This is a genomic window from Nitrospira calida (assembly GCF_976986435.1).
On record NZ_OZ335950.1, the window covers coordinates 2,528,794 to 2,545,322 of the forward strand.

18 protein-coding genes and 1 pseudogene are annotated in these 16,529 nt (G+C 72.9%); 1 reads left to right on the top strand and 18 read right to left on the bottom strand.

The window, feature by feature from the left end; all coding sequences use genetic code 11:
• Positions 1–46: 46 nt before the first annotated feature.
• The 16 genes and pseudogenes from ACWHTU_RS12495 to ACWHTU_RS12570 all read right to left on the bottom strand — a co-directional run bounded on the left by ACWHTU_RS12495 (position 47) and on the right by ACWHTU_RS12570 (position 14,898).
• Positions 47–1,534: a TraU family protein gene (locus ACWHTU_RS12495; protein WP_447859701.1), complete on the bottom strand. Its 1,488-nt coding sequence runs from the start codon at positions 1,532–1,534 to the stop codon at positions 47–49.
• A 374-nt stretch (positions 1,535–1,908) separates the two neighbouring features.
• Positions 1,909–2,133: pseudogene (locus ACWHTU_RS12500) on the bottom strand (TrbC family F-type conjugative pilus assembly protein); the annotation flags it as partial.
• A gap of 214 nt (positions 2,134–2,347) precedes the next feature.
• Positions 2,348–4,960: a TraC family protein gene (locus tag ACWHTU_RS12505; RefSeq protein ID WP_447863356.1), complete on the bottom strand. Its 2,613-nt coding sequence runs from the start codon at positions 4,958–4,960 to the stop codon at positions 2,348–2,350.
• Positions 4,961–5,188: 228 nt separating this feature from the next.
• Positions 5,189–5,602: a PKD domain-containing protein gene (locus ACWHTU_RS12510; protein ID WP_447863357.1), complete on the bottom strand. Its 414-nt coding sequence runs from the start codon at positions 5,600–5,602 to the stop codon at positions 5,189–5,191.
• The gene (locus ACWHTU_RS12515) at positions 5,602–5,922 is read right to left on the bottom strand and encodes a hypothetical protein (RefSeq protein WP_447859702.1); all 321 of its coding nucleotides are present in this window, start codon (positions 5,920–5,922) and stop codon (positions 5,602–5,604) included. Before ACWHTU_RS12515 ends, ACWHTU_RS12510 begins: the two co-directional genes overlap by 1 nt.
• A 158-nt stretch (positions 5,923–6,080) precedes the next feature.
• Positions 6,081–6,863, bottom strand: a complete 783-nt coding sequence (locus ACWHTU_RS12520; protein WP_447859703.1) for a DsbC family protein — start codon at positions 6,861–6,863, stop codon at positions 6,081–6,083.
• A gap of 19 nt (positions 6,864–6,882) precedes the next feature.
• Positions 6,883–7,632, bottom strand: coding sequence for a TraB/VirB10 family protein (locus ACWHTU_RS12525; protein ID WP_447859704.1), 750 nt, complete (start codon positions 7,630–7,632; stop codon positions 6,883–6,885).
• Between the two features lie 329 nt (positions 7,633–7,961).
• Entirely contained in the window at positions 7,962–9,020 is a 1,059-nt protein-coding gene (locus tag ACWHTU_RS12530) for a hypothetical protein (RefSeq protein WP_447859705.1), read from the bottom strand.
• Positions 8,914–9,486: a TraE/TraK family type IV conjugative transfer system protein gene (locus ACWHTU_RS12535; RefSeq protein WP_447859706.1), complete on the bottom strand. Its 573-nt coding sequence runs from the start codon at positions 9,484–9,486 to the stop codon at positions 8,914–8,916. The genes ACWHTU_RS12530 and ACWHTU_RS12535 overlap by 107 nt, the downstream gene beginning before the upstream one ends.
• 30 nt (positions 9,487–9,516) lie before the next feature.
• The gene (locus tag ACWHTU_RS12540) at positions 9,517–9,840 is read right to left on the bottom strand and encodes a hypothetical protein (protein WP_447859707.1); all 324 of its coding nucleotides are present in this window, start codon (positions 9,838–9,840) and stop codon (positions 9,517–9,519) included.
• A 14-nt stretch (positions 9,841–9,854) separates the two neighbouring features.
• On the bottom strand, positions 9,855–10,127 hold the full coding sequence (gene traL, locus ACWHTU_RS12545) for a type IV conjugative transfer system protein TraL (RefSeq protein WP_447859708.1): 273 nt from the start codon (positions 10,125–10,127) through the stop codon (positions 9,855–9,857).
• Positions 10,128–10,187: 60 nt separating this feature from the next.
• Positions 10,188–10,475: a hypothetical protein gene (locus ACWHTU_RS12550; RefSeq protein ID WP_447859709.1), complete on the bottom strand. Its 288-nt coding sequence runs from the start codon at positions 10,473–10,475 to the stop codon at positions 10,188–10,190.
• 462 nt (positions 10,476–10,937) lie between these two features.
• A complete protein-coding gene (locus ACWHTU_RS12555; RefSeq protein WP_447859710.1) occupies positions 10,938–12,119 on the bottom strand; it encodes a hypothetical protein in 1,182 nt (393 codons plus the stop codon).
• The gene (locus tag ACWHTU_RS12560; RefSeq protein WP_447859711.1) at positions 12,080–12,604 is read right to left on the bottom strand and encodes a transglycosylase SLT domain-containing protein; all 525 of its coding nucleotides are present in this window, start codon (positions 12,602–12,604) and stop codon (positions 12,080–12,082) included. The genes ACWHTU_RS12555 and ACWHTU_RS12560 overlap by 40 nt, the downstream gene beginning before the upstream one ends.
• 45 nt (positions 12,605–12,649) lie before the next feature.
• Positions 12,650–14,530, bottom strand: coding sequence for a conjugal transfer protein TraN (gene traN, locus ACWHTU_RS12565; protein ID WP_447859712.1), 1,881 nt, complete (start codon positions 14,528–14,530; stop codon positions 12,650–12,652).
• A complete protein-coding gene (locus ACWHTU_RS12570) occupies positions 14,524–14,898 on the bottom strand; it encodes a heavy metal-binding domain-containing protein (protein ID WP_447859713.1) in 375 nt (124 codons plus the stop codon). The genes traN and ACWHTU_RS12570 overlap by 7 nt, the downstream gene beginning before the upstream one ends.
• A 78-nt stretch (positions 14,899–14,976) precedes the next feature.
• Here ACWHTU_RS12570 and traT (ACWHTU_RS12575) point away from each other — a divergent pair, with 78 nt between their 5' ends.
• Positions 14,977–15,384, top strand: coding sequence for a complement resistance protein TraT (traT, locus tag ACWHTU_RS12575; RefSeq protein ID WP_447859714.1), 408 nt, complete (start codon positions 14,977–14,979; stop codon positions 15,382–15,384).
• Here traT (ACWHTU_RS12575) and ACWHTU_RS12580 read toward each other — a convergent pair.
• Together ACWHTU_RS12580 and traT (ACWHTU_RS12585) are read right to left on the bottom strand one after the other, a co-directional pair.
• Entirely contained in the window at positions 15,368–15,715 is a 348-nt protein-coding gene (locus ACWHTU_RS12580) for a hypothetical protein (RefSeq protein WP_447859715.1), read from the bottom strand. The genes traT (ACWHTU_RS12575) and ACWHTU_RS12580 overlap by 17 nt on opposite strands.
• 25 nt (positions 15,716–15,740) lie before the next feature.
• Entirely contained in the window at positions 15,741–16,517 is a 777-nt protein-coding gene (gene traT / locus ACWHTU_RS12585; protein WP_447859716.1) for a complement resistance protein TraT, read from the bottom strand.
• Positions 16,518–16,529 lie beyond the last annotated feature (12 nt).

Genomic DNA, 16,529 nt, shown 5'->3' on the forward strand with positions numbered 1-16,529 from the left:
CGCCGCAGCGAGCAGCCCGCGCGCCCGGCAGGGCCGCGAGCCGGCGCTACAGCATGCAGCAGTTTTGCCGCCGCCACAGGAGCCACACATGCGATTCCCCCTCCACCGGGATGGTCTTCCCCCATTCCCAGAGCGCCTGCGAGGCGCCGAGCTTGGGACAGCATTTCGCCGCGTCGTAGGCCACCGGGTCCAGCAGCTGCCACTTGTACTGCGACTTGACCAGCACGAAGGTCGGCAGATCCTGGCACAGCAGGGCCCCGTTGGCGGCGGCCCACGGCTCCGTGCCCGCCCGCGCGAGCTTGGTCAGCACCCGCGCCCACAGGAGCGGCTGCACCGCCAAATTCCCGCCGCTCGTGTTGTTCTGCCGGCCGGCCGGCGGATAGAGCTGGCCCCAGCCGCCCGCGCACCAGAACAGGGGATCGAGCGGCGCGTCGAGGCTCGCGGCGATCGCGTCCCCGGCGCAGGCCGCCCCGGCGATCGGGTTCGCGAACAGGAGCGTCTCCGGGAACACCAGCGCCGCCAGCACGTCCGCCGTCCAGAGCGGATCGATCTCCGAGAGGTAGAGCAGGTCCAGCTCGCCCGTCTGCGCCCCGGCGTTGAGGCACAGCACGTCCATCAAGAGACTGAAGACCTTCAGCGCCGGAAACACGATGAAATGGACGTGCGCGTAGTGGGCGTTCTGGTGATCGGTCGCCTCGTCATGCCCGGTTTGCTGGTCGCCGCGGATGAGGAAATCCATGACGGCGTCGGAGAGGTCGATCCCGAGGGCCGGAAAACAGAACGGCTCATGCACGACCTCGATCAGGTGCCGCGGCTCCCAATAGCCGATCGGAATGCCCGGCAGGCAGACCCCCGGCAGAATGCACACGCACGAGCAGAGGGCGGGCGGCGGATAGGGATTGGGCGACGGGAACGGGAGCCCGGGGCCCACCGCCGGTGCGGTGGCCGCCTCGGCACTCCCGGGATCGATCGGCACGCTGAAGAGCGAGATCGGAAACAGGCAGTCCCAGCAGATCGTGGCGAGCGCGGTCAGGATCGTGGCGTTCGCGGGGTCCGCGCCGCACGCGGCCCGCGCCGGCGCCGGCAGGCCCAGGGCCCCGAGCCCGATCGCCGCCGCCGCGGCCAGCACGCACACCCAGGGCGCCCGCCGGCAGCCGCGCCCCGGCGCCTCCGGGTCAGTCTTGCACGACATCGGTCTCCACCTCCAGCTGCTGTCCTTGGGCGCGCACCGCCGCGGGAGCGCCGTCAGCCCCAGCCGGTCCACCAATTCCGGCGGCAGCCACTGGACCGGGCGCCGCCAGCGCCGCATGAGGGCCGCCGCGTCGCCGCGGGCGATCAACACCCGCGCGGGCCCGGCCCGCGCGAGCCGCGCGTCCGCCCACGCCACCTGCGCGGGGTCCGCGCCGTCCAGAATGACCAGCTCCTCCGTCCAGGGCACCACGGCCACCGGGTTGATCCGGCGGCCGGGCTCGGCGAGCACCTGCTGCGTGCGCGGCTCGACGACCCGCTCCTGGACCTCCACGGTCGGATCCACGAGGCGCCGCTCGGCCGCGCGGCGCGCGGCAGCGCCAGGCCCGGCCCCTCGCGGAGGCGCTGGGCCGCCCGCTCGCGCGCCCGCGCCAGCTCCCCGGCCCAATCGTGCCGGAGCACCGCCTCCCGCATCGCCTCTCCGAGGTCCGGCTCCGCGAAGGGCACCGGCGGCGGCTCCAGGCGCACCCGACAGGCCGGCGGCTCGCCCGGCCAGGCGAGCCCCTCCAGCCGGCCCGGCTCCTCCGCGCGGCGCGCCAGCGCCCGCTGGGCCGCGTCCGCCCAGGGCCGGAAGGCCGGCCATTCCCGCGCCGCCCGGGCGATTAGGTCCCCAAGCGGCCTCCGCCCGGCGATCACGCACGCGCGCGAGGCGCCGCGTAGGATCAGCGCCGGGGCTGCTTCGACGCCCGCCGCCCGAATGAGGGGCGGGTCGATCGTCATCGCGGGCGCCCGCTCACCCCGCTCCCCGGCCAGGCGCTTGAGCCGGGCGATCGTCTCCGGCAGCGACCCGCGCCAGACGCCCCGTGCTACGACGGGATAGCCCACCCGGCGCGCCTGGCTCATCAGCGTCTCCAGCTCCCGATCCTCCAGACCCCAGGTGATCACGACGTAGACGCCGGGCCCGGCGGGCCGCAGCGCTCCGGCCGCGCCCGGCGGCCGCAGGGCCTGCTCCGCCAGCGCGCGCCCGCCGCCGCGGCCGCCTCGGCCGCCCGCGCGGCTGAGGCCTCGGCCCAGGCGGGACGGCCCGCACCCAGCGCCGCCGCCAGCGCCAGCAACACGCCCACCGCCGCGGCGACGAGCCTGACAATTCGCTGCCGATTCACCATAGGGGCACCACCCGCCCTTCGATCAGCCCCGCCGATACATAGCCCAGATAGCGTGAGTCGAACGACCGGGGATAGTCCAGCGCGAGATAGTACGAGCCGGGCGGAATCACCGGATCGAGCGGCCCGGTCCCGATCGGCCGCCCCAACCGGTCCCGGCCCAGGGTCTCCCCCACCACGATCCCGTTGATCCGGATCCGCGCCCGCCCGCCCGCCAGCGGCTCGACCGTCACGCGGTCGCCCGGCAGGCCGAGCACCCGCTTGAGATAGAGCTGCCCCACTCGGACGTATTCCCGCGTCCGCGCGTCGGGCGGCGTGAGCCGCGCGGCCAGGTCCTCCGTCATCACGAAGGCCACGAGATCCCCCCGCTCGATCGCCTCGTCGTCGCGCCACAGCCAGAACACGCGATGGTGCGGCCAGGACTCGTCCACCCGCACAAGCAGCTGGCCCCAGGGCGAGGCCGCTAACCCAAGCGCGAGCACGAGGCCCAGGACGGCCGCGGGGGTGCGGACCGCCGGTCTCGCGCACCAGGCCGCCCCGCGCAAGACCTGCGCGCGGATTCTGTCTCCCCATGCGGGCTTCATCGGCCTCCCCGCGGCGGCGCCCGCCGTCGGCCCGGGCTCCGGCGCGGCCGCGAGCCCGCCCACGTGCGCCGCCCGCCGGGCTACCAAGCGCCGGATCGCCTCCAGGCGGGTCACGCCCTCCTCGCGGGCCACCCGCGCGATCGCCGCCAGGTCGTCGGCTTTCGTCGTGTAGATGAGCTTGCTCTCCTCGTCCACGACATGCCGGAGGACCTCCCGGCCGCCGGGCAGGCAGAACATGAACTCGGCGTACTCGTCCGTCTTGAACACCGTCTCCAGCAGCTTGAGTTCGCCCTCGCTCATCGCGAGCTGCTCCTGCTGCTTGATCGCCGCGATGGACTCCGGTTTCTGCATCGGCAACACGAGATAATCGCTGTTCTGCAGCAGCGCCCGGCCGACCTGCCCCAGCTTGTGATAGAAGTCGTCCACGCCCTGCGTGATCACGATGATGGACCCGTTGTATTTCCGCACGCGCCGCACGCCGGTCTCGAAAAAGTCGGCGGTATGCCCCGCCTTGCTCAGGAGATCCCAGGCCTCGTCCATCGCGCAGAGCTTCCGCGTCGCGCGGTCGCCCAGGTACATCTCCTGCTGAATCGCCAGCAGCAGCTGCATGAGGATCACGCTGCGCAGCTCCTGCTGCTGCTGGAGGCCGTCCAGCTCCAGCACGATGAACGGCGCGTCCCACGGGAGCCGGCCCGAGCGGTGAAACCACTCCGCGTACATCCCGCCCCGCGCGTAGGGCGACAGCTGCGTCGCCAGGTCCGCGGCGCGGGAATCGGCGATCGCCTTGAGCCGGTCCCGGACCTCCGTCACCGTGGCCTCCGCGCCGGAAGCCTCGAGCGCCGCCGCCACCACCTCGTCCAGGACCGCGCGCTCCCAGTCGCTCAGCGCGCGCGAGGGACAGGCCATCTGCCCGAGGACCCCGCGGATCTGCGTGACCGTCTCCGGCTCGCGGTCCGTCGCCGCCGCGAACGGATTGAGGGCCAGCGCCTTCGCTTCCTTCGACCATTGGATGTACGCCGCCCGCTCGCCCAGCAGGTCCGCCAGCGTCCGGTAGGAATTCCCCGCGTCGATCATCCAGACCCGGCCGCCGATCGAGAGATACGCCCGGATCAGGTCGTTCACCCAGAAGCTCTTGCCGGCGCCGGACTTGGCCGCGACGCAGACGTTGTAATTCCCGCTGGGATTCGCGTACAGGTCGTACGCCACGAGCTGGCCGCTCCGGCTGGTGTACAGGAGCACCGGCCGCTGCGGCGTGCCCTTCCAGTCCCCGACGATGGGCGCGACCGCCGCGGCGACGGCGCTATGCAGCGTCTTGAGCCGCCGCAGCCGGGACCGCGCCTCCTCGGCGTCGGGCGTCGCCTGCATCGGCAGCGCCGCCAGCCACTGGATGAGGCCGATGTAGCGGTCGCGCTGCAACTGCCAGCCGAGCCCGCGGAACAACGCCGTCGCGCTCTCCACCGCCTCATCCAGGGCGGCCGGCTCCGGCGCATAGAGCACGAGCTGATGGCCCACCGCCCAGAGATGCCGCCCCTCCGTGACGGCGTGCATCATCCGGTCCAGATGCTCTTTTTTCTTGCCGATCACCGGAATCAGGCGCACGAGCGGGCCGAACGCCTGGTTGCTGGCCACCACATGCCGCTTGCCGAGCTGCGCCGCCGCCCGCTGCTGATCCAGCCGCAAGGCCGTCATCGACCACCAGCACGGCACGCCGATCTGCTCCAGCGCGTGCAGGCTCCGGCCGATCGTCTCGCGCATCCCCCCGTGCCACTGCTCGGGGTACTGCTGGACGCTCAGGACGCCGACCCGCCAGCCGTCCACCTCCAGCGCCTCCGGCGCCACCGCGATCCGCGTGTCGTACCGCACCGCCTGCGCGGCCAGCGGCGTCCGCGGGTCGTAGCCCGGCGGCGCATCCGCCGCGGGATGGCCGGGATTCAGCAACTCGTGCAGCACCGCGAGCAAGGCCTGGGGCTCGACGGGCGCCAGCTGGAGCCCGATGGGCCCGAGGATTTGCCGGATCTGCGCCAGCCGCTCGGCCGCCCGCCTTCAGCGGACAAGTACCCGCCGGTCTCCGACGGATCCAAGGCCAAGACCTGCGAGACCGCCTGGCAACTCGCCCCCTCCGGAAACCCCTTGCACCCGAACTCCGTGTTGATGCACCCGCTCAGCAGGCCTCCGGCCAGCCCGAGGCCAACCCCGATAGACCCGGTCCACCGCCTGCCGTGTCTCTCGCATCGCATCTCGCGTTCTTCCTCCTTATGGCTCCCAGCGCACCGTCGCCACGACCTCGGCGTCCGCGCCGGCGTCATCCACTGCCTGCAAGCGCACCGTGTAGGTCCCCGCCTTGGGCGCCGTCCATTCCCACGACGGGCCCGCACCCTCCGCCGACCCGGCGCGCCAGCGGTACCGCACGACCTCGCCGTCGGCGTCGCGGCAGCGCGCCGTGAGCCGCACCGTGAGCGGCGGAGCGGGCGGCTCGGCCGCCTCCTGACGAATCATGCAGGCCGGCGGGGTGTTCGCGCGGGCGACCAGCACCCGGCTCGCCGTCAACGTCCGCCACGGCGTCTTGACCACGGCCACGAGCCGATGCTCGCCCGGCGCCTCCAGGGAGACCCGCGCCGCGGCCCCCTCCCCCGCCGCCTGGTTATTGAGCACCCAACTCACGGCCATCACCGGCTCATCCTCGGAAGTCCCCGCACCGACACCGCCGCGGCGGCCGCCAGCGGCGCCCGCCACCAGCGATCGGACGGCCGCACGTCGAGCGTGAGCGACGGCACGGGCCGCGCAGCCACCACGATCGGGTCCGCCGCGCGCAGGGTCACCGCGTCTTCGCCGGGCACGACGATCGTCACCGAGGGCCGGTACCGGCCGGGCCGCTCATACCAGCAGCCCCGGCCCGCGCGCGCCGTCTCCACGTCGGGCAGATCCTCCCCGCACCGCCAGCGGTAGCGCACCCCATCCGGCCACCGCCCTTCCGCCGGCAGGACCATGAGCCACACCGGCCTGGGCGCCCGCGCCGAAACGGCAGGTGCCACCGTCAAGCGCCAGCGCGCCGCTCGGCCGTCCGCAGCCTCCGCGGCCCAGGCTCCACCGCCGGCCTGGATCAGCCACCAGGCGGCGCACGCCAGCGCGCTTGCGACCCGCCCGCTCAATGGGTGATTCCTCCGCTCCGCACGTCCGTGACCGGCGCCGGCGGCTCGGCGCCGCTCAACACGAGCAACTCCGCCAGCTCCCGCACCCCCGCCAGCGCCCGCCCGGAGGGCGCGATCCAGTAGGGCGTCCCCGTCACCCCGAGCCGACGGCCCAGCCGCACGTTCCGGTCCACGGGATGCGGACAGGGCGCGGCCGGGGCGGCCGGGGCCTCCCCGCGCATCGCGCGGTCCAGCATGGCCTGCCGGTCCTCGGCGCACCAGATCGCCACCGCCTTGCCGTAGGCCTCCGGATGCAGCCGCGCAACCGGATAGAGCACCACGCCCACTTCCACGCCGCGCGCGGCGAGCGCCGCGAGCGTCGGATGCGCCTGCCGGCAGAAGGGGCAATCCGGGTCGTCGAACACGTAGAGCCGCCCGCGGACCTCGCCCGCCGGGCGGATCCACAGCACGTCCGCCTCGGGAATCGTCTTGACCTGCGCCGCCCGGTCGCGCGCCAGGCGCTCCTGCGAGAGATCCCGCCGGGTCCAGAGATCCACCAGCCGCCCGGCGAGCGCGTACCGTCCCGAGGGATCGAGATACACCACCTGCCCGTCGGGCGTGACCAGCTCCCGCCAGCCGGGCAGCGGCGCGGGCTGCACCGCGTCCGGGGCAAGATCCGGCCACAGGGCCTCCAGCGGCGCGGGCAGCAGCTCCCCCGCCGCCGAGTCCGCCTGCACGCTCGCGATCACGGCGCCGGACAGGCTCCACAGCACCACCATCAGTCGGATTCGTTCTCGCATGCACAACCTCCGTCTCCGATCACCGCAAGGGCTCCTTGAGTTCCCGGCCCTCCGTCACGATCAGGTCCGCCCAGCGGCCGGCGTCCACCTCGATGACCGGATAGATCCGCGCGGCCATCTGGGCGTAGTGCTGCGCGAGCATCTGCGCCGCTTGGTTCATCCCGCCCGCCATCCCCGCGAGCGCCACGTTCGACATCGGCGGCGGCTCCAGCGCCTGCCCGAGGCTGGGCGCCACGAACAGCCCCATCTGAAACGGCATGAAGGCCCGCGCGACCCCGGACACGAACCCGGTCAGGAGCGTCCGCGCCAGCATGGCCGACTCGCGGATGACCATGCGGCCCCGCAGGCCGACCTTGCCGTCCTCGCCGGTTACGACGCCCTTCACCGGCATGTCCACGGCTACGCCGTCCCCCTTGACGCAGGAGACCCCCACCACCCGGATCATCGCCCGCTCGGTCGAGATGTCGCCCAGGCTTTCGCCCAGGGCAAAACATCCGGTCGCATCCATCGTGGTCTCATTCGGCAGCTTGGCGAGGTCCATCACCTGCATGAGCACCGGGTGCGGCTGCGCGGCCATCCCGCTGGCCACGCCCGCTCCCCCCGCCGGCGCATCCACCCCCGACAGCAGCCGGACCGGCAGGATCGCGCCCATCGGGAGCCAGTACTTGGCGGGAATCGCCCGCGCGTCGGCCTCGATGACCCGCAGTTTCGTTCCGCCCCCGGCCGGAGCGGCCTTCGCCGGGGCCGGGGCCACCAGCGGCCCGGCCACGGGCGGACCCGGCGCCGCCGGCAGCGGCGCGGCGGCGGGCGGAGCGCTCGGCGGCTTGGGGGCGAGGGGGCGGCGGACGGCGGCGGCTCCACGTCCCGCATCGGCGGCGGCGGGTCCGCCGGCAGCCCCTCGCCATCCGTCGCCGTCTTGAGCACCGGACGCGACCCAGCCCCGTTCGGCAGGAGCGGCGGCCCCCGCCCGGCCGGATGCCGAGCCGCTGGTCCTTGCCGTCCTTGAGCGCCTGGGCCAACGCCTCGTGTTTCTGGGAGAGCTGCTGGACCTGTTGCGCCAGCGCCCGGACCTCGCCCTGCGCCTGGGCCAGCCAGGCCTCATGCTCGGTCTTGCTGGGCGAGAGCGAGAGCGGCTTGGCCTGCCCCGGCTTGTCGGCCGGCGCGCCGGGCGCGGCGGGAAACAGCCAATCCGAGAGGATGGCAAGGCCGACCAGTCCGAACCCGCCGACGGCCCAGAGCGCCCAACGGGGCATCGCCAGGCCCCACGGGGCCAGCGGGCCGCCCGCCGGCGCCGGGGACGCCGGCGCGCCCTGCGGCGTGATTCCTTGACTCATCGCCCGCCCCCTTGGCCGTGCCATCCGGATCAAGCGCCGCCCAGGGGTCGGCGTCCGGCGCGGCCTCCCGGCCGGGCACGACGACGCCGAGCACCAGGCGCTCGCCCGGCTCGACGACCTGCCGGCTGATCGCGATCCCGAATTCCTCCCCAGTGTAGAATTCCTGCTCGCGGTAGGACCGGGGCGCGCCGTTGCGGTTCACCAGCACGTACCGGCGCAACTCATAGAGCCCGCCCGCCCGGCGCACGGTCGCGCCCAGAATGGATTCCGGCTCGAGATCCACCCAGGTCGGCACGGCCTCGCGCGCCAGCGGCCGCGGCGCGGCTCCGGCCGGCCACCGCCCGGTCATCGCCCCGCGCAACAGCTCGATCACGGCCTCCTGGTGCCCCGTGGATCGGCCCCCCGCCGCGCGGGCCGGCTCTCCCGCCAAGCGCGCGTCCTCGATCACCACCGTGTCCGCCGGTTTCGCCTCCGGCTCCAGCATCAACACATAGACGTACTGAGTCGTCGTCACGACGAGATCGACGGGCCGGTCCGGCGGCGAGACGATCACATGCCGGTCGCTCGTCTTCACCTCCAGGCCCGGCGCGCTGGTGACCGCCTGCAGCACCGTCGCCGGGAACACCAGCACGGTGAGCTGGTCCCGCGACACCGGCGCCCGCAGCGTCCGCTCGTCCGCGGCCGTGAGGCGCTGGACCGCGCCCGCGCCCGCCGGATCAGCGAGCAGCCAGGCGAGCGCGGCGATACTCGTCAGCGCTCGCCACCGCCAACTCGACCACTTGCACCTGCCAATCGCGCACCCGCAAGCGCAGCGTGTAGGCACGTTCCTCCTCCGCCACTTTGTTATGCCCCATCATGCGGTGTTCCCGGCCGATGAACGTGACGCGGTCGCCCTGCTGCTCGACCTGCTCCGGCCAGAACACCCGCGCGATCTGATACTGCTTGATGTACTGCGCGTCCGCCGCCAGCCCCTCCGCCACGGGCCCATAGGCCGCAGGCGCCAGGTAACGCCGGAAGGCCGCGTGGCTCACGTCCACCGACTCGGGCGTCACGTCCGCGAGCAGCGCCACGAGCGAGAGCGCGATCTGCCGGTAGTAGTCCGGCGAGGCGCCGGTCCCGCTGAGCTCGTAGGGCCGGGACACCTCCACCGGCGCGACGTGCACGATCACCTGCCGGGTGAACAGCCCGTTGGCGATCAGCGCGACCACCAACCCCAGCACGACGATCACCAGCGCCTTGTTGCCGAACTGCAATTGGGCCAGCTTGTCCCGATAGAGCCGAATGTCCATAGAACAATTACCCGGCGAGAACCTCAGACTTCAGTCCGGGGTACGTGACGACCTCACAGAGACGAGAACGAATGCGGCCATCAGCTCGCCGGCCCGTGCCGCAGGCGCCTGAGCGGCCGGCGAGCTGCGCTCGACCTGCGCGTGAAACTCCGCGAACCCGAGCGAACGCCTGAGCCACCGGAGCGCCCGCCGGCCCTCGCGGCGGAGATCCGCCGCCGCGCCCGGCCGCGGATCCCGGCCCGCGCCGCGCGCGGCCATGACACCGGCGACGACCGCGGCGTAGACGTCCTGCCCGACCGCGACCAGGTCCCGCGCCGCCAGCCGCCGCGGCCGGCGATCCTGTTTGTTGCCCATCGCCATTGCCTCCCTTATTCCAGAAACTCCCGAATCTCGCTGGACGGCCCGGTCAGCCGGAAGCCCGGTACCCCGTGCCACCAGCACCAGTGCAGCACGACGCCGTCGCTCCGCCCGCTCTTGAGCCGCGCGATCAGCCAGACGCTCGCGAAGCCGACCAGCAGGCACCAGGTGAGCGTCCGCGTCGCCACGCCGAAGACCATCGCGGCCAGCAGGAGAATCAGCTCATCGAGTTCCCACCACAAGAGCTGCGGGGGACTGTCGGTGTACCGGGGAATGACGACCATCGCCTGCCTCCCTGCCGAGCGGAGGGCCGTCCGCCGCCGGCCCTGCCCCTCTGGACGCCCTTACAGGGTCGCCGCCGCGATGGTGGTGATGACCGTCGGCAGATAGTACGCGCCGGCGGCCACGGCCAACCCGGACAGCATCCCGATGAAGCTCCCGGCCACCGCGGAGCCGATGCCGACCAGCACCCCGATCATCGCGATCAGGCGGCCCAACGACCCCTGGAGCCAGTTCGTCGCGAGCGTCTCCAAGCCCGCGAACGTCGTGTCGCCGCCGGCCCAGACGGACCCGGCCGCCACGACCGTCACCAACACGGCCAACCCCAACAGCACTTTGTGGGACATGGACATACCGCACCTCCTTATGTTGCGTTGTGGGACCGCTCCTCACTCGCCGCCGCGGCCCGGTCCCGCCGGCCGCCACGGCCCGCTGTTGTTCTCTAGTTCGCCGCGCGCCGGGGCATCGGCGCCCCCAGCGGCGTGATGACAAGATCGCGCGGCGCCGGGGGCCCCCGGCGCCCCAGGGGCGGCTGTCCTGATCGGACGCCACCTGGCGAAGCCTGCCCGGTTCCGCCCGCCTCCCGCGTTCCGCCGGGTCGCGCCGGGCCGGCCAGTCGGGCGCCGGACACCGCGCCGCCATCCGCCACGCCCGCTCCACGGCGACGCGGCCCATGCCACGGTCCTCCATCGCCGCGGCCTCGCCATCCTGGCACACCTGTGTGACGCGGGAACTCCAGGCCGTGGGCCCGGCGCTCAGCCCGCAGCCCGCCACCACGAGTATTCCCAGCCCGCCTACCCAGCGGGCCGCCAGGCTCAGAACGTCCATGAGAGCCCCACCTGCGCGCGCATCACGTTGTCCGATTGGACCAGCACCCCGCCGCCCACGCTCACCACGAGCCCGCGGGCGAGCGGCACCAGCAACGCCAGCTCGGGATCCGCCCGGAGCTGATCCCGGAGCAGGAACGGCGACGGCAGGATCCCGACGGACCCCGCCAGGGCCAGGCCGCTCGGCGCGAGTGCATACACCCCGCCCAGCCGCGCCTGCCACCAGTCGCGCCGGCCGGGAGGAAATCCGCCCGGAAACGGATCCGGCGCCACGAGGTAGGACGCGTTGAGATGCACCCACGCCCGCGCCCCGACTTTCCACGAGTCCAGCCAGTCCGCCTGCAGCGAGGGGGCCCGGCTGCCTCCGGCGATCGCCGGGGCGACGGTGAGCCGCACGGCCTGCGCGGGCCAGCCGCCGTCCTGGCGCGTCACCCGCGCCAGCACGCTCACCCGCACCGCCCGATGATCCACCGGATCGCCCCCGAGCGATCCGGCCTGCGCCGGCGTGAATCCCACGTCCAGCTCCCAGGACTCCCGCAGCCCGACGCGCACATCCGTGCGCAGCGTGACGCGGTTCGCGCCGGACGACCAGTCCTGGCGGAGCGCCGTCTGGAGTTGCCAGTCCCCCGGCGTCACGGGATAGGGGTCGTCGAGCCGCAACGGCCAGCCGGGCGCGAGGTTGACCGGGGAGGTCTCCGCCGCCGCCGGCGCGGCCGCGAGCAGCACGCCCGCGAGCGCCAGGCGCCGCGCGAGGCCGAGCAGCGTCACGGTGACGCCGGGCCGCCGGGCGTCCACCGCGAACCGGTCCGACCAGCCGAGCACTCCCCGCCAGCCGTCGCCCGGCAGCACCCCGGCGGCCACGAGCGCGTCCAGCACCAGCTTGCGCCCTCCGGCCGCGATGTTGTCCGGGTCCCGCCGCCGGGCGGGCTCCAGCCAGCGGAAGCCGATCCACGCGCGGCTCAGGCGCGGCAGCTTCGCCCCGGCGATCATCGGCGCGAGCACCGCCATCCATTGGCGCTTGAGCGCCGCGTAGCCGTTCCACCCGGTGCCGCTGCGGCGCTTCGCCGCGGCGACCAGCTCGTTGAGCCCCGGCAGCGGACCCGGCAGATGCAGCCGCAGGCGCACCAGGCTCACCGCGCCGCGCGGTCCGCGGACCGGAACCACCGCCACGCCTCCCGGATCCGATGCGCGTACGCCGGGTCGCGCCCGTTGTAGCGCATGATCGCCCGCCAGGTCTCGCCGTGCCGCGCGAGCAGCTCGTTGAGGATCCGCGCACCCGCCCGCAAGTTCGTGCACGGCTCGAGGAGCTGATGCGCCTGCAGGCCCAGCCGCGGCAGATGCCGGCTGTTGATCTGCGCCAAGCCGATGTCCACGTTCGCGCCCCGCCGCAACAGCGCCCCGAGCCGCGCCCGCGCGTCGGCGAGGCTGGAGGGATACACCGCCCCGCCCGCCGAGCCGTTCACGTGCAGCGCCCAGGGATGGCCCCGGCTCTCCACCCAGACGATCGCTTGCAGGAGGCTCCGGCTCAGCCGCGCCTCCCGCGCCACCGCCGCCAGGCAGGGCACCGGCCAGTCCGCCCAGATGGATGCGCGGGCCGGCGCTCCCGGCGCGGCCATGGCTCCGATCAGCATGAGGACGAGCCCGAGGCGACGCATCGGCACCCTGCTCCATGTCTTCTGTCGGGTCTTGTCCCATCGCGTTCAGCGCCCGGTCGCCTGAGCGGCGGCCTGCTGCGCCTGCTGCGTGATCCCCTGCTGATCGAACTGAATGACCAGCTGGTCGTAGACTTCCGAGAAATCCATGCTGTTCCACGGCAACCGCTGAAACTCGTCGATCGTGAACGGGCCGCAATCGGGGGATTCCGCGCTCCCCCAGCCGCGCGGCAGCGCCGGCCGGCCCTGCTCATGGATGATCCGGGCGAAGGATGTCGGAAACGCGCACCAGACCTGCGTGATCTCGACGCAGGTCCGCCCCACGAAGAAATTGACCCAGTTCGAGCAGTACTGGCCCACGTAGTGCGCGCGTTTCTCCCGCCGGGCGGCGTAGGCGTCCCAGTCCGTCTGCGTGCAGCTGCCGCCCTGCGGCGGGTCCGCGCAGCAATTGTCGATCGCCAGGTTCCCGAACCCCGTCCCATGCACGCATTGCACCCGGTCCCCGCGGAAGATCGTCAGGCTGTTGGGATCCCACTGGTCCTGGGCGTTCTGGAGCACCTGCAGCCACGCGGCCGTCTTCGCCAGCGACTGGTCCGGCGGGGTCGCGTCGTCCAGGCAGAACGGCACGAGGCCCTGGGGATTCCCGCAGGTCGCGCACACCTGGACGGTCTGCTCGGCCGCGCAGGTGCTCCCGTAACACGTGTACTCGTTGTTGTAATACTCGCAGTTGCCGTAGGCGTCGCGTTGCCCGCAGGCCGAGCTGGTCTGGGCGCAGCCCTGCTCGCGGTACGGCCGGCAGGTATCCGGGATTTGCGTGGTGTAGAGCCAGGTCTGCTGCCGGCGCCAGCAGCCCCCCGGCGGATCGATCAGATAGCTGTGCCCCTGGTCGCACACGCGCGTCGCCGGCGTGGCGTCCAGGCAGAGGTCCTCTTGCAAGGTCGCCTGACCCTGCGCCGCGAGCTGCTGATACGGCGCGCACGCGTCCGCGGTCGTGGGCGGCTCCTGCACGTCCGCATGAAACGAGTAGCTGGCGATCCGGATGCTCGGCCACTGCATGCCGCCCGCGTCGCAGTTCAGGATCCGGCAGTACTGCTGATAGGCGTCGCTGAAGGTCCCGCTGCCCCAGCCGCAGCCGCCTCCCGTGGCCTCCACCGTCATCGTGATCCAGCTGTTGAGCACCGTGCTGCCGGCGGGAAACGAGCCGCGCAGATCCAGCGTGTAGGTCCACTGCGTCCACGGCACGTTCCAATTTCCGCAACTATTGGTATTGTTGCCGTTGCCCACGTCCACGTAGTACAGGCCGGGCGCGCCCTTGCGGAGCCGGACCCACACGGCATTCTCGATGCCGCCGACCCCCATCCAGTCGGTGGAGCCGGTGAGCGGCCCGGCATGGGTGATCGTCACGTCGGTCGTGATCAGGCAGGTGGCTTGGCTTGTCCCCGGAGTCTGGCAGGCGCCGCCGCCGTTGGGCGTCTGCTGCCAGCTGATGCACGTCGTGGTCGTCTGGCAGGTCCGGCTCAGCCCGGGATCCGCCGGCTGCTGCGCGATCGCGCGCGCGGTCTCCACCGGCGGGCTCTGCGAGAGATCCCAGCCGGCCGCCTGGTCCCGCTTGTTGCGCAGGTCGTCGGCCTGCGGACTCTGCGCCGCAGCCGCCGCGGCCGCGTCCAGGGCAGCCGGGTTGCCCGAAGTGTCGAAATAGCCCGTCTCCGGCGGCGTGTCGGTGACGAAGCCGGGGACCTGCGTCGCCGTCCAGGCGCCGGGATTGCCCGCCCCGGTCTGCCCCGCCGCGTCGATCGTGCATTGCGCGCGCGCCAGAGCGTCCCCCGCCGGATTGCATACCGCCCCGATCGCCCAGACGGCGGAGGGCGCCCACAGGACGCCGCTCAGCGCCGCCGCGAGCCACGCCGGGAGGCGGCGGCCGGTCAGCATGCGCCCTCCTGGACGCGCCCGGCCCGCTCCTCGGCCGCGGGCGCCAGCGGCTTGAGCCGCACCGCCGTGCCGTAGATGACCGCCTGCACCATCGCCGTCCGCTTGATGCCGACCGGCTGCACGATCAGCCGCACCCCCACGACCGCATCCGCCCCCAGCGCCGCCGCGCGGTCGGCCAGCCGCTTGGCCGCCGCCTCCAGCGCGACCTGCGCCTGCTTGTCCATCACCCGCGAGCGCCCGCCGAGCTTATCGGTGAGCCGCAGCAGGAGGTCCCGCCCGGCGTGCAGGCCCAGCGTTTCCGTGTCCATCAGCAGGCCGATCACCTCGCACACGTGCCCGGGGATGCCGTCCGTCGTGCTGAACCGCATGGCCCTTGTCCTTGCGAACCGGTTATTTGGCGGACAGCGCGGGCGGCGGTCGGCTCGGCGGCGGGGACCGCGGCGGCGTTGTCGGGCTCGTCCTTCAAATCCATCCCCATCGCCGGCGCGGTCGGCGGCCTGCTGGGGGCGGGCCTCGCGAAGGCGACCGAGGACACGGTGTATGTCTGTGCGGCGGACGTGCAGATCATCGAGCGGACGGAGGAGACCGTGCAGCAGCAGGTCACCACGAACGTGGGTCCCACGCCGCAGGGCGTGCCCAATCCGCTGGGCTTGCTGGGCGGGTTGAACATGCAGAGTCTGCAGCCGCCGGGGGTGCCGGGGGTCTCGCAGAGCGTGACGGAGGTCCGGAGCGGCAAGCAGCGCACGCATCAGACGCGCGTGGTCGCCAGCGCCCAGCAGATGTGGCTGGACCTCAAGGAGGCCTCCGCGGCGTTGCGGGACCGGCTCACGGAGGCGATCAGCGGCTTGTTCTAGAGGCGGAGCGCGGAAAGGGGGAGGCGATGACACACAGGGCACGGCCGGGCCTGATCCGGCCCGCGACCGTCTCCTCCAGCGCGGCGATCCGCCCGCCCAACTGGGCATGCTGCTCCTCGACGGCGAGGAGCTGCCGCCGCGCCTCGACGAACTCCCGGTCGAGGTCCAGCTTCGCGTCCACGACATGCTCGTATTTCTCTTCCAGATCCCGATAGGCGGACAGGCTCACGCAGCCCGCCAGCGCGAGCGCGGCCGCCGCGCCGAGCGCCCCGCCGGCCGCGAGCCACCACCCCGAGTCCACCAGTCCGCCCGGCCGTGCCCTGTGTGTCATCGCCTCCCCTTTCCGCGCTCCGCCTCTAGAACAAGCCGCTGATCGCCTCCGTGAGCCGGTCCCGCAACGCCGCGGAGGCCTCCTTGAGGTCCAGCCACATCTGCTGGGCGCTGGCGACCACGCGCGTCTGATGCGTGCGCTGCTTGCCGCTCCGGACCTCCGTCACGCTCTGCGAGACCCCCGGCACCCCCGGCGGCTGCAGACTCTGCATGTTCAACCCGCCCAGCAAGCCCAGCGGATTGGGCACGCCCTGCGGCGTGGGACCCACGTTCGTGGTGACCTGCTGCTGCACGGTCTCCTCCGTCCGCTCGATGATCTGCACGTCCGCCGCACAGACATACACCGTGTCCTCGGTCGCCTTCGCGAGGCCCGCCCCCAGCAGGCCGCCGACCGCGCCGGCGATGGGGATGGATTTGAAGGACGAGCCCGACAACGCCGCCGCGGTCCCCGCCGCCGAGCCGACCGCCGCCCCGAAGCCGCCCGCCAGGAGCGTGTCGAGCGTCGTCCCCGGCTTCGACTTGTCGCAGTAGACCGTGTTGACTTGGAGCAGGGCATGGGCCTTCGCCGGATCGTCCACCACCTGGTAGCCTTTCGCGGCCAGCCGGTCCGCGAGCCCCGCGAGCTCGACATCGGGATTGCCCGACGTGTTGCGGGTCGTCACATGCACCGTCTTGTCCGCCGTCGGCGTGAGAAACACCGACGCGCTCGTCTTGACCTGAATTTCTTTCGCAAGCGTCATGTGGCCGGCGCAGCCGGCCAGCCAGAGGCTCGCCAGCGCGACGCCGATCGTCCGTCTCTCCATAGAGATGCCTCC